General features: G+C 46.0%; 14 protein-coding genes. 1 reads left to right on the top strand and 13 read right to left on the bottom strand.

Annotated features, from left to right (window positions below; all coding sequences use genetic code 11):
* Nucleotides 1–2: 2 nt before the first annotated feature.
* From feoB to P404_RS0113460, 7 genes are all read right to left on the bottom strand, one after another.
* Complete coding sequence (feoB, locus tag P404_RS0113490; protein WP_034774544.1) at nt 3–1,979, bottom strand: ferrous iron transport protein B; 1,977 nt, start codon at nt 1,977–1,979, stop codon at nt 3–5.
* The gene (locus tag P404_RS0113485) at nt 1,976–2,212 is read right to left on the bottom strand and encodes a FeoA family protein (protein WP_026831033.1); all 237 of its coding nucleotides are present in this window, start codon (nt 2,210–2,212) and stop codon (nt 1,976–1,978) included. Before P404_RS0113485 ends, feoB begins: the two co-directional genes overlap by 4 nt.
* 118 nt (nt 2,213–2,330) lie before the next feature.
* Nucleotides 2,331–2,951, bottom strand: a complete 621-nt coding sequence (locus P404_RS0113480; protein ID WP_014969824.1) for a hypothetical protein — start codon at nt 2,949–2,951, stop codon at nt 2,331–2,333.
* A gap of 20 nt (nt 2,952–2,971) precedes the next feature.
* Nucleotides 2,972–3,871 (bottom strand): deoxyribonuclease IV, encoded by a 900-nt coding sequence (locus P404_RS0113475; protein WP_014969823.1) that lies wholly within the window; start codon nt 3,869–3,871, stop codon nt 2,972–2,974.
* A 146-nt stretch (nt 3,872–4,017) separates the two neighbouring features.
* A complete protein-coding gene (locus P404_RS0113470; protein WP_014969822.1) occupies nt 4,018–5,370 on the bottom strand; it encodes a DEAD/DEAH box helicase in 1,353 nt (450 codons plus the stop codon).
* Nucleotides 5,371–5,438: 68 nt separating this feature from the next.
* Complete coding sequence (locus P404_RS0113465; RefSeq protein ID WP_014969821.1) at nt 5,439–6,392, bottom strand: sugar ABC transporter substrate-binding protein; 954 nt, start codon at nt 6,390–6,392, stop codon at nt 5,439–5,441.
* A complete protein-coding gene (locus tag P404_RS0113460) occupies nt 6,389–8,152 on the bottom strand; it encodes a sensor histidine kinase (RefSeq protein ID WP_026831032.1) in 1,764 nt (587 codons plus the stop codon). Before P404_RS0113460 ends, P404_RS0113465 begins: the two co-directional genes overlap by 4 nt.
* A gap of 144 nt (nt 8,153–8,296) precedes the next feature.
* On the opposite strand from P404_RS0113460, the gene P404_RS0113455 reads away from it, so the two are divergent.
* Nucleotides 8,297–9,244 (top strand): 4-hydroxy-3-methylbut-2-enyl diphosphate reductase, encoded by a 948-nt coding sequence (locus P404_RS0113455; RefSeq protein WP_026831031.1) that lies wholly within the window; start codon nt 8,297–8,299, stop codon nt 9,242–9,244.
* Between the two features lie 51 nt (nt 9,245–9,295).
* Here P404_RS0113455 and P404_RS0113450 read toward each other — a convergent pair whose 3' ends face one another.
* From P404_RS0113450 to P404_RS0113425, 6 genes are all read right to left on the bottom strand, one after another.
* Nucleotides 9,296–10,411, bottom strand: coding sequence for a Nif3-like dinuclear metal center hexameric protein (locus P404_RS0113450; protein WP_026831030.1), 1,116 nt, complete (start codon nt 10,409–10,411; stop codon nt 9,296–9,298).
* Nucleotides 10,411–11,127 carry a tRNA (adenine(22)-N(1))-methyltransferase gene (locus P404_RS0113445; protein WP_014969817.1) on the bottom strand — a complete coding sequence of 239 codons (717 nt, stop codon included), beginning with the start codon at nt 11,125–11,127 and terminating at the stop codon, nt 10,411–10,413. Before P404_RS0113445 ends, P404_RS0113450 begins: the two co-directional genes overlap by 1 nt.
* Nucleotides 11,128–11,255: 128 nt before the next feature.
* Nucleotides 11,256–11,597: a cytochrome c550 gene (cccA, locus tag P404_RS0113440; RefSeq protein ID WP_014969816.1), complete on the bottom strand. Its 342-nt coding sequence runs from the start codon at nt 11,595–11,597 to the stop codon at nt 11,256–11,258.
* A gap of 154 nt (nt 11,598–11,751) precedes the next feature.
* Entirely contained in the window at nt 11,752–12,837 is a 1,086-nt protein-coding gene (gene rpoD / locus P404_RS0113435) for an RNA polymerase sigma factor RpoD (protein ID WP_012369736.1), read from the bottom strand.
* Nucleotides 12,838–12,871: 34 nt separating this feature from the next.
* A complete protein-coding gene (gene dnaG, locus P404_RS0113430; RefSeq protein ID WP_026831029.1) occupies nt 12,872–14,665 on the bottom strand; it encodes a DNA primase in 1,794 nt (597 codons plus the stop codon).
* Nucleotides 14,666–14,803: 138 nt separating this feature from the next.
* Nucleotides 14,804–15,613 (bottom strand): pyruvate, water dikinase regulatory protein, encoded by an 810-nt coding sequence (locus P404_RS0113425; RefSeq protein WP_026831028.1) that lies wholly within the window; start codon nt 15,611–15,613, stop codon nt 14,804–14,806.
* Nucleotide 15,614: the final 1 nt, after the last annotated feature.

Here is a 15,614-nt window from a genome sequence, read left to right as displayed (position 1 = left end):
CCTTAAGAAAATCCTAGGGCTTGTCCCGTTTGGTAAATCAAAAACGAAATCCCATACGCAACAAACAATCCGTACAGACTCGCAATCCAGGTCCATTTTACACTACCGACTTCTCGGCGAATGACCGCTACGGTTGCAAGGCATGGCACATACAGTAAAACGAATGCCATGAAGCTGTATGCACTAAGCGGTGTAAATTGTCCGGACAATTGCCGTCCGAGTTCTGATTCATTTACAGCATAAATAATCGCCATCGTCGAGACGACGACTTCTTTTGCTAAGAAACCTGTAATCAAGGCGGCTCCTGCCTGCCATGTGCCAAAACCAAGTGGGATCAATAACATTGCAATCAGACCACCAATCATCGCCAGGAAACTGTCATTCATGTTGACATCGAAGCCCCCTGGTCCGGTATAGGCAAGTAACCAGATGACAACCGATCCGCCAAAGATGAACGTCCCTGCTTTCCGGACGAATCCTTTCCCTTTTTGCCAAGTACTACGCCATAACGTTAACCCTTGTGGAACACGATATGGTGGTTGTTCAACTAAAAATAAACTCGTTGCATCTTCGGCCGCAAGGACTTTTGAAAACACTTTTGCCGCAAGCAATGCTAACACGATACCAAGAATATAAAGTGATAAGACAATCGATGCCTGATTACTCGCAAAAAAGCTTCCTGCGAATACAGCGTAAATCGGTAATCGTGCCGAACAAGACATGAACGGTGAAATGAAGATCGTCACCAGTCGTTCCCGCTCTTCTTCTACGGACCGTGCTGCCATGATCCCAGGAACATTACACCCGAATCCAATGATCATCGGGATAAAACTTTTCCCGTTCAATCCGACCATCTGCATGAACCGGTCCATGACGATTGCGACACGCGCCATATATCCGGAATCTTCAAGAAACGAGATGAAGAAAAATAACACAAAGATTTGAGGTACGAACACCAAGACGCCACCTACACCTGCGATGACCCCATCGATTAATAAATCTTGGATGAAGCCGGATGCACCAAGTTGTGTCAGCACAAAGACGACTCCCGTCGAAATCGGGCCTTCAATGACCGTTGCCAACAAATCCGACAAGGGGGCTCCAATCCAGTTAAACGTGACATGGAATAAGACGTATAACACCGCAAAGAAAATCGGTAATCCAAGAATCGGATGTGTGACGACTGCGTCAATCCGATCCGTCCACGTTTTTCGCTCTGACTTTTCTTCGACGACGGAGCTCGCACGAATGGCGATTGCCCAGTTTCTTCGGCACTCGGTAATATGCGCATGAATGAACCGACCGAGCTGATGTTCCAACTGTTTCCGGACTTCAATGATGCTCGGCGCTTTTGTTTCAAGGTATTCGACGAATACCCGATTGCCTGCTAAATATTGAACGGCCATCCAACGTTCATTTTCTAGCAACCCGGCTTGTTCGATAATCGTCGTGATGGCTTGTTCCGTCTCCGGACCATAGTCGATTCGTAAAGGTGTGTTCGCCTTGTTGGCGATGGACGACAACAAGACTTCACAGCCGTCTCCTGTTCTTGCGACGATCGGAAACACATCGACACCGAGTGCGGTTGCTAATTGTTTGGCATCAATCGTCGTTCCTCGATTACGCGCGACATCCATCATATTTAACCCAATCTGAATGGGTTTTCCGATTTCCAGAAGTTGTGCCGTCAGTTGTAGGTTTCGTTCCAGCTGGGAAGCATCGATGATATTGATCATGCCGTCAAACGAGTCTTCCATCAAAAAACGGGCAACAACTGCTTCGTCTGCTGACAGTGGATCGAGATCATATATCCCCGGTAAATCAATCAACTGCCCTCGATTTCCGTGCAGTTTTCCGACCTTTTTATCGACCGTTACACCAGACCAGTTTCCGACATGAGCGTACGATCCTGTCAATCGATTGAATAAAGACGTTTTCCCGGTATTTGGATTCCCTAACAGGGCGATTTTTTGAGTCATGGTGAGAACACTCCGATATTCTTGGCATCGCTTCTTCGGATCGCAATCATTTGATGGTGATCACGTTGTTCTATCGTCAAAGGACCATGAAAGCTCGCTCGTCTTTTGACGACGACCGGACATCCTTCATAAAATCCAAGCGCAAGTAGCCGTCTTCGGAGTCGATCTTCTATTTTGTTCAAGTCAGTCATCACAACAGGTTGATCAATTGGAATCATTGCTAAATCAGTCATGCCCTTTCCTCCAGTACTCCATTTTCACTGATAATAATTATCAGTCTTGATTATATCATGAGGACACCATCTAAAAAACAGTAAGCACCCCGGAGATGAACATCCGGGTTGCTTACTGTTACGGTGATGATTCATCTGATGTCGCTGCAATATCCTTGATTTCATGCAACCCTTGATGTGCCAACCGATGACAGGTCGGACATACCGTTTGGAAATGGCCTTGATGTTCGTGCCATTCCAGGATCGATTGCTGTGTGTTTCCACAAAGCTCACAGGTCTTTTCTAAAGGCGTCAGGTGATTCCGTTCCCGAAACCGTTCCATCCGACGTTCTTTCGCCTGTTCGATGGTCGTCACATCAGACTCGAAATGACCCGCCTGCCATGCTTCTACCAACCATTGTCTGATTTTCGGATCCATCTGTCCTGGGGTAATCTTTAAACCTAGAAGCGAAGAACCTAACAACGGATGACGTAAATCGACACTAATCAAATCCAGACAAGCATACGTCTGTTCTTGTTCATCCGCCTCCCTCAACCAGTGAGGGTCGGCAGGACGTGTTGTATATTCGCTGAACAGGACTTCGGCGTAAGCGATGATTCCATCCTTCGTTGCCAAAAAAACTTCTTCCCCTTCGGATAACTCTGCCGGCAAATAAAACGGCTCTTTGGTTTCATAATACGTGACAACCGCTTGACGTAAGGCAAATTCCGACTCTTCTATGATTAGTAGATGACACACGCGACAGACACCTCTCTCGTTTAAATGGATGTACCGATCAGTGGTAAACGCCACTCGGCATCAAAATTCCCCGAGCGTAACATCGCAATCTCTTCTTGATACGGAGCCACTTTCTTTTTAGGATCAAGTCCGATATACGGTGTCTCAAGAATTTTTGGCAAATGTGCCAAGTCCCGGTGATGTACGATCCGATGTAACGGATCAAATCCGATTTCACCAAAACCAATGTTTTCGTGACGGTCTTTTTTAGCACCTCGGATGTTTTTTGAATCATTGACATGAATGACGCCAAGGCGGTCGATGCCAACGATTCGATCAAATTGTTCGAGTACCCCGTCCAAGTCATGGACAAGGTCGTATCCGGCATCGTGGACGTGACATGTATCGAGACAAACAGATAGACGATCATTATGGGTTACACCGGCGATGATTTCTGCAATCTCTTCAAACGTCTTTCCGATTTCCGATCCTTTTCCAGCCATCGTCTCAAGCGCAATCTTGACTTGTTCATCTCCCGTCAACACTTCATTGAGTCCTTCAATGATTCGTTTGATGCCAATTTCTTCTCCTGCGCCGACATGGGCTCCCGGATGAAGTACGATATGCTTCGCCTTTTCAAGCGCTTCTGCCCGACGAATCTCTTCTGCTAAGAAGGATACCGCCAGTTCAAATGTTTCTGGTTTTGTCGTATTTCCTAAGTTGATGATGTAAGGCGCGTGGACAACGATTTCTTCAATCCCGTTCGCCTCCATGTGCAATAAGGCTTCCGGAATCCGGAGGTCACTGATCGGCTTTCGTCTTGTGTTCTGAGGTGCTCCTGTATAGACCATCATCGTCGTCGCTCCGTAAGATGCCGCCTCTTCGCTCGCACCAAGCAACATCTTTTTCCCTGAGAGGGACACATGTGAACCAATTTTCATTCGAATTTCCACCTTTCTTCTGTTCCTAGTGTACCAAATGTCGAAAAAAACAAGAACCTTTAGCCATGCTAAAAAACAAAGTCCACGGATCGATGCCGTGAACTTTGCTTAAAGGGTTGATCCTCGACGAATTCGCCGCAGATTCATTATTTTGATTTGCTTGCATTCGCCTTACGCTCGGCACGACCAACTCCACGTTGTTCCTTGATGCGTTCGCGTTTTGCTGTTTCTTTCAGCTTATACTGGTGTTTCTTTTTATAACCTGGTTTTACGCGTTTTTTCGCTTTTGCAGCTTCACCAGATAAACGACTGTGTGCTGTTTTCGAAACGGCTGTCTTCATGTTTGGTTTAGCACGGCGGCGTTCTTTGACTTCGCTGACTTGACCGCTTTTCACATCGACGTTCGTAAATTCAATGCCACGATCCTCTAAGCGGTTGATTGAACCATTCTCATGGTCTTCGAATAGCGTGTAAGCCAAACCGTCTTGGTCGACACGACCTGTCCGTCCGACGCGGTGTACATAAAAATCAAGATCTTTTGGAATACCATGGTTGATGACATGCGAGACACCTGAGATATCAATACCACGCGCTGCAAGATCCGTCACGATGACGTATTGGTACTTCGCTTCATTGATTTCCTTGATGGCTTGTTTCCGACGGCGTGCCGGTAAGTCACCGTGAAGCGAACCGACATTGAGTCCCGCTTCAAGGAAGAGGGCTTCAAGTTCAATTGCTTCTGTTTTTGTATTCGTAAAGACAAGACAGATATACGGGTTAAGCGCCTTTGCCAGTTTCAATGCCAAATCAGAACGATCACGGTGTTTGACAGGAACGGTATGATGGACGATTTTCTTAGCTGTCTGTTGTTTTGGATCCACATGTGCATAACGTGGGTTGTTCATGTATTTTTTTAAGAACGGTTGCAGTTTCTCTGGAATCGTTGCTGAGAAAACCATCATTTGCAATTTCTCTGGGAGAGCTTGCGCAATCCGGTCGACTTCTGGTAAGAATCCCATATCGAGCATTTGATCCGCTTCATCAATGACATAATGTTTGACGAAATGTGGTTTCAAGGCTTGCTCTTTAAACAGATCCAAAATGCGGCCCGGTGTTCCGATGACGATTTGTGGAGACACTTTGAGACGTCCAATTTGACGTTCGCGGTCCATTCCACCTGTGATCAGACTCGTTTTGATGTAGTCTGGTTGTTTGACGAGGATTGATTTCAATTCCTCGTGAATTTGCCAAGCGAGTTCACGTGTCGGTGCAACGATGATCGCCTGCATTTCCTGTGACGCTGGATTGACGTTTTGAACGATTGGTAACAGGAACGATAACGTTTTTCCTGTTCCAGTTTGTGATTGTCCAATGATATCCCGCCCTTTGAGCGCTGCCGGAATGATCCGGGATTGAATATCGGTTGGTTTTTTAATACGTGCGTCTTCGAGTGCTTCGACGACGAACGGGTGCAAATCAAAATGGCTGAATCCATTCATATTTGTCACCATCCTTTCTCTTTCTTTAACAATTAAAGGCGAATCGTCCGCCTTCACCATCTATTTCTTTAGTTCAACATGGGTATTGGTCTACTACCGTCATACAAATAGGAATACGTATAGAAACGATCAGGAATTTTTTTGTTTTTCGTATGAAGCTTCAACGCGCTGAAGGCAACTTTCATCATCTCTTCAGCGGACTGGACGACCGTCGCGTCCATCGATTTCATGTCAACAGCTTCTAATATAGCACGATTCCCATCAATTCCGACAACTATTTTTCCGGAAATGTTCGCTTTTTTCAATGCTTCGAGTACCCCCATCGCAATATCATCATTGTGACAGTAGACGGCATCAAACGCGATTCCTGACTCAATCAGCTGTTGCATGACACGCTCCGATGTGACGGGATCGTAGTTTCCGCTAGCTGAATTTATGATGGAAAGACCCGGTTCGTTCTCGATTCCTTTTAAAAATCCCCGGTGTCGTTCATTTGTCGTGTAGACGTTTGCCGTACCGGCAATCTCGATGATGCGGCCCTTCGCCTGTCCGGTTCGTCTAATCAACTCATTTTTCATATAGGAAGCCAATTGCTCCCCGATTACTTGGTTGTTCGACGTGATGGAACTGACGACGGCATCTGAACGAATCATCCGATCAATCGCAAATACCGGAATCCCTGCTTGTTTAGCCTCTTCAATCGCACTGCCGATATAGACATCGTCTAGTGTCGTAATGAAGATCGCATCCACTTTTAGTTGGATGAATTCTAAGATTTGTTCCCGTTCACTGATTCGTGAATTTTGTGAGGTCGCAACAAGTGCTTCGTATTTGTTCGCCTTGGCTTCTGCTTTAAAAGCATTGATCAGCCGTTGCGCAAATTCATGTTTATCATTGACGACCGTAAAACCGATGACGTCCCGCTTCGGATTGGTTTCCTTTTGGACAAACAGATTCGAAATGATGAGAACGGACGAAATCCAGATGATTAAAACAAATAACCACGATTTATTGAACCTCATGCTTGCTCACCCCGCCTTGGGAAAAACAGCTGAACGGTCGTTCCGACTCCGACTTTACTATCCACTTCGATCCGTCCATTGTGTTGGCGAACGATTTGACTCGACATGAATAACCCTAAACCATTCCCATTGATTTTAGACGTGTTAAATGCTTGCCCAATCAGACTAATCTGCTCCGCATCCATCCCGACTCCATTATCCTGAATGATAAACACAAACTGATCCGGATAAACGTGCAGGTGGACATGGCAGATGCCATCGATGCCTTTTGATTCGACAGCGTCGAGGGCATTTCCGATACAATTCGATAACACCTGCAACAATCCATTTTCAGAGGCATACAGTGACGGCATGTGTGCCGGCGTATAGATTTTACAATCCGCTTCATATGGATGTGATTTTGATTCGAGAATGAATGTCAGCTTTTCCATCAGCTTTTTCATATCAATCTGGATCATTTCTAACGCCGTGCTATCATTTTTTGATAAATCAAGCATCGTCTGGATCAACTGATTGGCACGATCCAGTTCCGATAAGGCAATCTGCATCATATCCGGGTTATTTTGTTTTTCTTCCGACAAGAGCTGAAGTGCCATCTTGACTGGTGTCAACGGATTTCGGATTTCATGGGCAATCCCTGCTGCCAGCTGCCCGAGTGATGCTAACTTTTCTTGATGCAGGATGACTTGTTGTTGACTGAGCTGCTCGAGCCGCGCATGCTCCATCCGTTGTGCATATTCATTATAGGCAGAGACCAACGTCTTGATTTCATTTGAACCAGACCGTTCAAGAGTGATCGGTTGAGGTGTCGTGCTTTTTTCGATTTTTTGAACCAATTCCAGTAACGGTGCCGTCAATTGCCGCGACATCAAATAGCCGACGATCAGACTCAATACTAATGTGAGTGCCGCAATGACCAAATATTGTTGGCGTGTCGTATAGACCGGTTCGTAAAATACACTCCGCGGCGTTCGAACTAGTATTTTCCAGTCCGTCACCTTCAAATCACGCGCGAAATAATACATGTCTTTATTCGTACTAAAGATTTCGTATGGTTTTGTACTCTGAAAGGCACGGTCAACGACACTTTGGCTCAAGACACGTTCTTGATCCGTGACCAGATTTCTTGACGTCGCAAGTGGTTCACCTTGACTATTAAAAAGGTACGCCATCGTGTCATCATCAAACGATTCAAGTGAATTTCGAAAGACGACGGAATTCATCAGACTGAGTCCACCGCCAAACACGCCGACACGTTCGTTCCCATTCCGGACAGGTACATACATATAAGACAAATAGTCACTGTCCAGCTTATACCGTTTACTCATATGAAAATCCGTACTCGTTAAAGCCTGTAAAAAAGCATCATCTCGTCGAACGGACGCTTCCGGAATGCGACGATCTTCGCTTGAGAACCATGTAATCTTGTCGGTTTTCCGGTCATAATAAAAGAAACTCTTAAAGCCGGTATCGATATCAAGCAAGTTCGTGTCACGGATCGCCCGCTCGAGGCTCTTCATATTGGTGACATTCAATTGAAGACCCATGGTTTTTTCGTGTAAATTTCCAATACTATCCCGAAGTGCATTGCTCGAGACTTCAACACTTTTTTCACTCTGCTTTTCTGTCTGCTGTTCCACTCGTGAAATCGTCACACGATCCGCCGTGAAGGCAAGTGCTGAGATGACAAGACAAATAAGAATGAATAATACAGCCGTGATCTGGAAAAAATAGGACCGCATCATCTTTTTCGTCTCCATCTTTCCACCCCCTCCTCCATTCATTACAACTCAAATAGTATATCATGTTATCCGCCCGACGCAGACTCCTCTATTTTCATTCAACTTGAATCAATGGTACACTCTACATAATCACTCTTTCTATACTAAAGGAGAATCTAGACTATGCTTGTAAAAAAAATCAGTCCTCGTGGTTACTGTTATGGTGTTGTTGATGCAATGAAACTTGCCCAACAAGCCGCAATGAATGAAAATTTGCCGCGACCTATTCATATTTTGGGTATGATCGTCCACAATGCCCATGTCACTCGTGAATTCGAACGAATGGGTGTCTTGACCGTAGATGGTCCCGATCGCCTAGAAGCGCTCGAAACGATTCAAGAAGGTACGGTCATCTTTACGGCGCACGGCATTTCACCAGCGGTCTATACACGGGCTGCCGAAAAGAAATTGACAGTCGTCGATGCGACCTGTCCTGATGTCACCCGGACCCATGATTTGATCCGGACCGTCGTTGCAGACGATTACGAAGTCATCTATGTCGGCAAACATGGTCACCCGGAACCTGAAGGCGCAGTTGGTGTAGCACCAGAACACGTTCACCTCATCGAAAAAGTGGAGGATATCGAAGCCTTACCAGCTCATCTGGCGACGAAAAAAATCATTGTCACGAATCAGACGACGATGAGTCAATGGGACGTCCAAGCGTTGATGGGACATGTTCGCGAAAAATATCCACATGTCGAAGTCCATAATGAAATTTGTAATGCGACGCAAGTACGTCAAGAAGCTGTCGCTGAGCAGGCCGGTGAATGTGATTTAGTCATCGTCGTCGGAGATCCACGTTCGAATAACTCCAATCGTTTGGCTCAAGTGTCGTTTGACATCGCCGAGACTCCGGCTCACCGGATTGGCGATTTAACAGAACTTGATCTATCGTGGCTCGAAGGTGTACATCAAGTTGGTGTGACGTCAGGTGCTTCAACACCTACGCCGATCACAAAAAAAGTCATCGACTTCTTACAGCAGTATGACCCTGCTGATATCAGCACACATGACAAAACACCGTTCCTTGAGCTGCGCCGGATCTTACCGAAAGTCAAAATTCTTTAATCTCAAACAAAAACGATTCCCAAACCGTCTCAGGCGGTGGGAATCGTTTTTTCATAGGAATTGAAATGGATTCGTATTGGTCACGGACACAAACAGTTCGACACCTTTGATGTTCTGTTTGTCGAACCGTTCCGTCAAGAGATCAACCACTCCTTGTTTCATGACCGATTCGACGTGATGTCCCGGATCGACGACAGCAAGGCCAAGTGCCATCGCATCGTGAGCGACATGGAAATACAAATCACCTGTCACTAACACATCGGCCCCCGCAAAAGCAGCCGTTGACACATACTTATTCCCATCCCCCCCTAATACGGCAATCTTACGGACCATTCGGTTTTCATCTCCAACAAAACGTAAGTTCTCAACAGCGAAGGCTGTCCGTACGTGTTCGGCAAATGCTTTCAGTGGAATCGCTTCTTCTAGATATCCGATCCGTCCCAGACCGAGTGAGGGTGCTGCTATCTCTTGACGGAGCAGATCATACGCCACCTCTTCATACGGATGGGCTTTTTTCATCGCACGGATGACTTGTTTCTGATTCAATTCCGTTACGATCGTTTCGATTCGGACTTCTGTCACCCGTTCCACCTGCCCCGGCTTACCTCTATACGGATTGGCATCCGCTGTTGGTTTAAACTGACCGATGCCCGTGCTGTGGAACTGACAGTCGCTATATGCGCCGATATGCCCTGCTCCTGCTCTTCCAAGAGCTTCAGCGACCTGTTCAGCTGCTGATTCCGGAACGAAGACAACGAGTTTATAGACGGTATTCTCGAAAGAAGGTGCCAATACGCTTGTATCGGTCAACCCTAAGGCAGTTGCCATCAGATCGTTGACACCTCCTTCCGCAACATCCAGGTTCGTATGCGCTGCATAGACAGCAATATCATGGCGGATACATTTCATGACGATTCGTCCCGCCGCTGATTGATCCGTGACTTTCGCTAATTTGCTGAAAATCGGTGGATGATGCGCGATGATCAAGTCGATGTTTTTTTCAATCGCTTCATCGACCACAGACTCTAAGACATCGAGTGTCACGAGCACACGTTTGACTTCTTTGTTCAGTGTTCCGATTTGTAATCCGATTGGATCTCCTTCAAAAGCGAATTTCTTCGGTGCAAACGATTCGAATTGTTCGATAATCTGTTGTCCGTTCGCCATTACCCCGTCACCTCGTCCATTTTTTGAATCAGCCGCTCGATCGTCTCGATTTTTCCCTGCAATACTTCGGAATCATTTCCACGACGCATCTGTTCTAGAATATACTGCCGTTTTTGTTTTTCCGTTTGCCATTTCTCCACAAAAGCAGGCGCCTTTTCCCGTGTGAGTTGAGGACCAAAAAACAGTTCCCATTCCCGTCGTTCAAGATTATCGGCGTATAAGGACTCTTCGCCTTTTTGGGCGACAAGAATTTCGTAGATCTTTTCATTTTCTTTGACGATCGCTTCGGATAACAAGGCATATCCATTCGCTAAAAGCCACTTTCTGACATCAACGGCATCAACATTCGGTTGGAGAATCAGACGTTCCTCTCCTGATAGATGTGTTTTTCCTTCTTCAAGAATCGTCGCAATCAATGTCCCGCCCATTCCAGCAATCGTAATGGCCGTCGCTTCGCCTGGTCTTAAAACTGTGAGACCACTTCCAAGTCGGACCTCGATTTTTTCTTCTAGCTGGACAAGCGCCACTTGTGCTTGCGCTGCTTCCATCGGTCCAAGATTGACCTCACCCGCGATTGCCCGTTCGACTAGGTTTTGTTGGATGCAGTAGCATGGTACAAAGGCATGATCCGAACCGATGTCTGCTAAGACCGCCCCTTGTGGAATATAGGACACTACTTTTTGTAAGCGTTGGTCGAGTATGACGTTCGTTTGCATTTCTTTCATCCTTCCTCTGTTCAATCTCTTTTAAAAATAGCCGAATTGATGAAAAAAAGAAATAGTCACCTGATGTAGCAGGACAACAAAAAACATCTATCTCGGAGAAGAGACAGATGTTGATCGACTTATTTCTTTTCAGCAAGCCATTTCGCTAAAACAGTGGCTTCTTCATCATTCGCAAGACCACCAGGCATTTGCCCTTTACCGTTGATTGCGATTTCTTTAATTTCTTCTTCTTTCAGCTTCGCGCCGATCTTAGTTAAGTTCGGACCTGCTCCACCTTCAAGATTTCCACCGTGGCATCCTGTACATCCTTTTGATGCAAACAGATCTTCCGGCTTCATTTCAGCTGTTGATGGACCTTTTTCAGCTTGTTTTACCTGATCGACCCCAAAGTATGACAATGAAATCATGGCGATGATGGCGATGATCGCAATCGCTGCGAACGGTACTAACGGATTACGCATTTGGATTCCCCCCCATATTCTATACCCAACCAAGTTGGTGACTGAATGGTATTCCCCGTTACTATTCTACTGTAAAAAAAACAGAGAAGGAAGAAAAAAACAAAACTTTTTCTCCCTTCTCACTAAAATTTCATATTTTCTTCACACTTTAAAATTAATCGAGGAAATCCTTGAGACGTTTCGAACGACTTGGATGACGCAATTTACGTAATGCTTTTGCCTCGATTTGACGAATTCGTTCACGGGTGACACCAAACACTTTCCCAACTTCTTCAAGTGTACGTGTCCGACCGTCATCCAGACCAAAGCGCAGACGTAAGACATTTTCTTCCCGATCCGTTAATGTATCGAGTACATCTTCCAACTGTTCTTTTAACAACTCATACGCTGCTGCGTCCTGAGGTGCTGTCGCATCTTGGTCTTCGATGAAGTCTCCGAGATGTGAGTCGTCTTCTTCCCCGATTGGCGTTTCGAGCGAAACCGGCTCTTGAGCAATCTTGAGAATTTCCCGAACTTTCTCCGGCGTAATTTCCATCTCTTTTGAGATTTCTTCCGGTGTCGGTTCACGTCCAAGATCTTGGAGCAACTGACGTTGGACACGAATCAATTTATTGATGGTTTCAACCATATGAACCGGGATCCGGATCGTCCGTGCTTGGTCAGCGATCGCACGTGTGATGGCCTGACGAATCCACCACGTGGCATACGTCGAGAATTTATATCCTTTAGTATAATCAAACTTTTCAACCGCTTTGATCAATCCCATGTTTCCTTCTTGAATCAAATCAAGGAACAACATGCCGCGACCGACATAACGTTTTGCGATCGATACAACAAGACGCAGGTTGGCCTCAGCTAGACGCTTTTTGGCTTCTTCATCATTTTGTTCGATCCGTTTTGCGAGTTCGACCTCATCTTCTGCATTCAAAAGATCCACTCGACCGATTTCTTTCAGGTACATCCGGACCGGATCATTGATTTTGACACCTGGCGGAACAGATAGATCGTTTAAGTCGGCTTCTTCCTTGTCGTCCCCTGTTCCATCGTTGTTGACCTTGATGCCTTCGGTTTCGAGCAATTGAAGGAACTCTTCGAATTGTTGTGCATCCATCGATTCAAACGAACTGAGTTTATCCTCGATTTTTTGATGCGATAGTTCACCATTCTTGTGTCCGAGCGCGATTAGTTCATCCTTCGCGAGACGGAGTATTTCTGCTTCTGATCTTGCTTTTTCTGCCATCGAACCATACACTCCTTCCACATCATGCAACAGGTCACCGATCTTTCAAACGCCGTTTCCGTTCGATGATCGCCTGCATTAGTTCCGCTTGAGCACGGATATCTGTTTGTTGACTTAACTGCGACTTTTCCTCGTCCAGCATCCGTCGTTGTCGTTCGTTTTGAACGGCACGAATATAATGACTCAGTAAATCCGGATCATATTCCGGCATTAACATAAACTCTAGATCGGCTACGATTCGCTGAAGCGAAGCATCGTGAAGCATCGTCAGAAACCGGTCGGGATCCGCTGGGGTATTTGCTCCGTAAAATTCATATAGTTTTCCTGCGATCAATTGATGGGCCGGATCGTTAAATGCCACACCAAGCTGATCACGTACCTCAAGGCCAACTTCCTCTGAACGAATCATATACGCAAGCAAAAATCGTTCTGCTCGTTTCCAGTTCGAGAAGGTGCGGTCTTGAGGGGAAGAGGTAACTACTTGTGTCTCTTGCCGTCGTTCTTGTTTTGGTTTAATGTGTTGCGTCTGCAACGGTTTAACTTGTGACAGCAATGATTCTTTCGACAAGTGGAACTCTTCCGCTAGTTTCCCTAAATAGATGTCGCGTAACAATGGATTGGCCGTCCGACCAATCTCCTCAAGCATAGTTTCAATATAACGGACCCGTTCTCCTTCTAATCGGAGGTTTTTTCCTTGCCGAAAATAAAAAGATTTAAATTCAAGGCTTGAAATCCGCTCCTGTTCGATTAAACGAAGAAAGGACTCTTCCGACTGTGTCCCAATAAAAGAATCGGGATCTTCCTCATCCGGAAGACGAATGACAGAACAATCGACCGCAATGTCTTCTAGCAGGCGTAACGCTTTTAAGGTTGCGGCACGCCCGGCTTTGTCTCCGTCATAACAAACAATGACTTCATCGACGATTCGCCCCAGATTTTGAGCATGGATCGGTGTCAAGGCCGTCCCTAAAGAGGCTACCGTATAGGGTATACCCGCTTGAGCGACACGTACAACATCTAAATTCCCTTCCACTAGCACTACTTGCTTACTTTTACGCATCGCACCACGTGCTTGTGCAAAACCAAATAACAATTCACTTTTATTAAAGAGTGGGGTTTCCGCTGTGTTGACATACTTCGGGTCTCTTCCGTCAATGGAGCGTCCACTGAATCCAACAATCGTGCCATCACGATCTGAAATTGGAAATACCACCCTACCATTGAACCGATCGCGATAATCGCCATCTCTACCTACAGAAATCAGCCCAGCTTCTACCATTTCATCCAGATCAAAATTTCTTCTTGCCAACGAGTCGACTGTGAATCGTTCTTGATCAGGTGCATACCCTAACTTGAATTCCCGCATGGCAGGTTCTTGAATCCCCCGTTTTTCCAGGTATTCTCGCCCGACATCACCGGCAGCCGTCTGTAACATGACTTCATGATACAAATCCGCTACGATTCGGTGAGCTTCCCGCATCCGGTATTTCTTTTCTTGATCTGGTGTCGATTCCGTTTGATCAGATCGTTCAAACTCTGGTAATTTGATATCCGTTCGATCTGCGAGCTTCGTGACGGCTTCTGGGAAACTCATCCCTTCCGTTTCCATGACGAACGTAATCGCATTGCCCCCTGCTCCGCAACCAAAACAATAATACATGCCTTTATCCGGAGAAACAGAAAAAGAAGGGGACTTTTCAGAATGAAATGGACATAACCCTGAATAACGATTCCCTTGTTTTTTTAATTCTACACGTTCTGATATCAATTCAACGATATCCGTTGCTTGTCGGACTTGGTCAACCAATTCGTCAGGAAGCCGTTTCAATCGGTCACCTCTCCTTTCGAACGTTTATATACATATACCCGCAATGAAACGGAACGAATACTCGTTCCGTTTCATTAGAAAAGTTACATCATCTCATTTAAGCAGCTAGATTAGTATACTACGTGAATCATCACTTTACTAGTCATGTGATTTGCCGGAAATCCCGGTCAAGATTAAATTGGCTGTTTCCTCGACTGCTTTATTCGTCACGTCGATGACCTGACACCCAATCCGGTCGTACAATTTTTTAGCATAGTCGAGTTCTCGATTAATCCGGTCGATTTGCGCGTAAGCGGCTTCCGGCTTCAAGCCAAGTGAGCGTAACCGTTCCATCCGAATATCAATCAGCTTTTCAGGAGAAATCAATAATCCAAAACATTTTTCTTTTGGAATATCAAACAGTTCCTCTGGCGGAATCGATTCCGGGACGAGCGGCACATTAGCAACCTTATATCGTTTTAATGCTAAATACTGAGAAAGTGGTGTTTTCGATGTGCGCGACACACCGATCAACACGATGTCCGCTCGTTTGATTCCCCGCGGGTCGCGTCCATCATCGTATTTCACGGCGAATTCGACCGCTTCGATTTTCCGGAAATATTCTTCATCTAGCCGGTAAATCAAACCCGGCTCTTCCTTCGGCTGCATGCCGAGGCGTTCTTCCATCGTATCGAGCAAAGGACCTAACAAATCGATTGCTTTGACGTCATGAGCATGCGCCGTCTCCGCAAGCAGACGCCGGTGCGTCGCTTGAACGATCGTATAAACGATCGTCGCCTGCTCTTCTTTCGCATGTAACACAAGATCATAAATGACTTGATCGTCATCGACGAAGGGAATCCGGACGGTTTCGATCGCCTGTTCCGGAAACTGAATCGCGGCTGCCCGCACCACGAGTTCACACGTCTCACCAACCGAGTCACTGACTACATAAATGCGTTGTCTCATC

Origin of the sequence: Exiguobacterium antarcticum DSM 14480, assembly GCF_000685865.1 — a bacterium.
GTDB classification, from domain to species: Bacteria; Bacillota; Bacilli; order Exiguobacteriales; family Exiguobacteriaceae; genus Exiguobacterium_A; species Exiguobacterium_A antarcticum.
The sequence above is the reverse complement of the archived record's forward strand: the minus strand, read 5'-3'. Positions and strand labels throughout refer to the sequence as shown.

Coding starts and splice junctions, on each gene's coding strand:
- P404_RS0113485 (WP_026831033.1), bottom strand. CDS start 2,212: ATGACTGATTTAGCAATGATTCCAATTGATCAACCTGTTGTGATGACT.
- P404_RS0113465 (WP_014969821.1), bottom strand. CDS start 6,392: ATGAGGTTCAATAAATCGTGGTTATTTGTTTTAATCATCTGGATTTCG.
- P404_RS0113445 (WP_014969817.1), bottom strand. CDS start 11,127: ATGCAAACGAACGTCATACTCGACCAACGCTTACAAAAAGTAGTGTCC.
- feoB (WP_034774544.1), bottom strand. CDS start 1,979: ATGACTCAAAAAATCGCCCTGTTAGGGAATCCAAATACCGGGAAAACG.
- P404_RS0113475 (WP_014969823.1), bottom strand. CDS start 3,871: ATGAAAATTGGTTCACATGTGTCCCTCTCAGGGAAAAAGATGTTGCTT.
- P404_RS0113460 (WP_026831032.1), bottom strand. CDS start 8,152: ATGGAGACGAAAAAGATGATGCGGTCCTATTTTTTCCAGATCACGGCT.
- P404_RS0113455 (WP_026831031.1), top strand. CDS start 8,297: ATGCTTGTAAAAAAAATCAGTCCTCGTGGTTACTGTTATGGTGTTGTT.
- P404_RS0113425 (WP_026831028.1), bottom strand. CDS start 15,613: ATGAGACAACGCATTTATGTAGTCAGTGACTCGGTTGGTGAGACGTGT.
- P404_RS0113470 (WP_014969822.1), bottom strand. CDS start 5,370: ATGAATGGATTCAGCCATTTTGATTTGCACCCGTTCGTCGTCGAAGCA.
- P404_RS0113450 (WP_026831030.1), bottom strand. CDS start 10,411: ATGGCGAACGGACAACAGATTATCGAACAATTCGAATCGTTTGCACCG.
- cccA (WP_014969816.1), bottom strand. CDS start 11,597: ATGCGTAATCCGTTAGTACCGTTCGCAGCGATTGCGATCATCGCCATC.
- rpoD (WP_012369736.1), bottom strand. CDS start 12,837: ATGGCAGAAAAAGCAAGATCAGAAGCAGAAATACTCCGTCTCGCGAAG.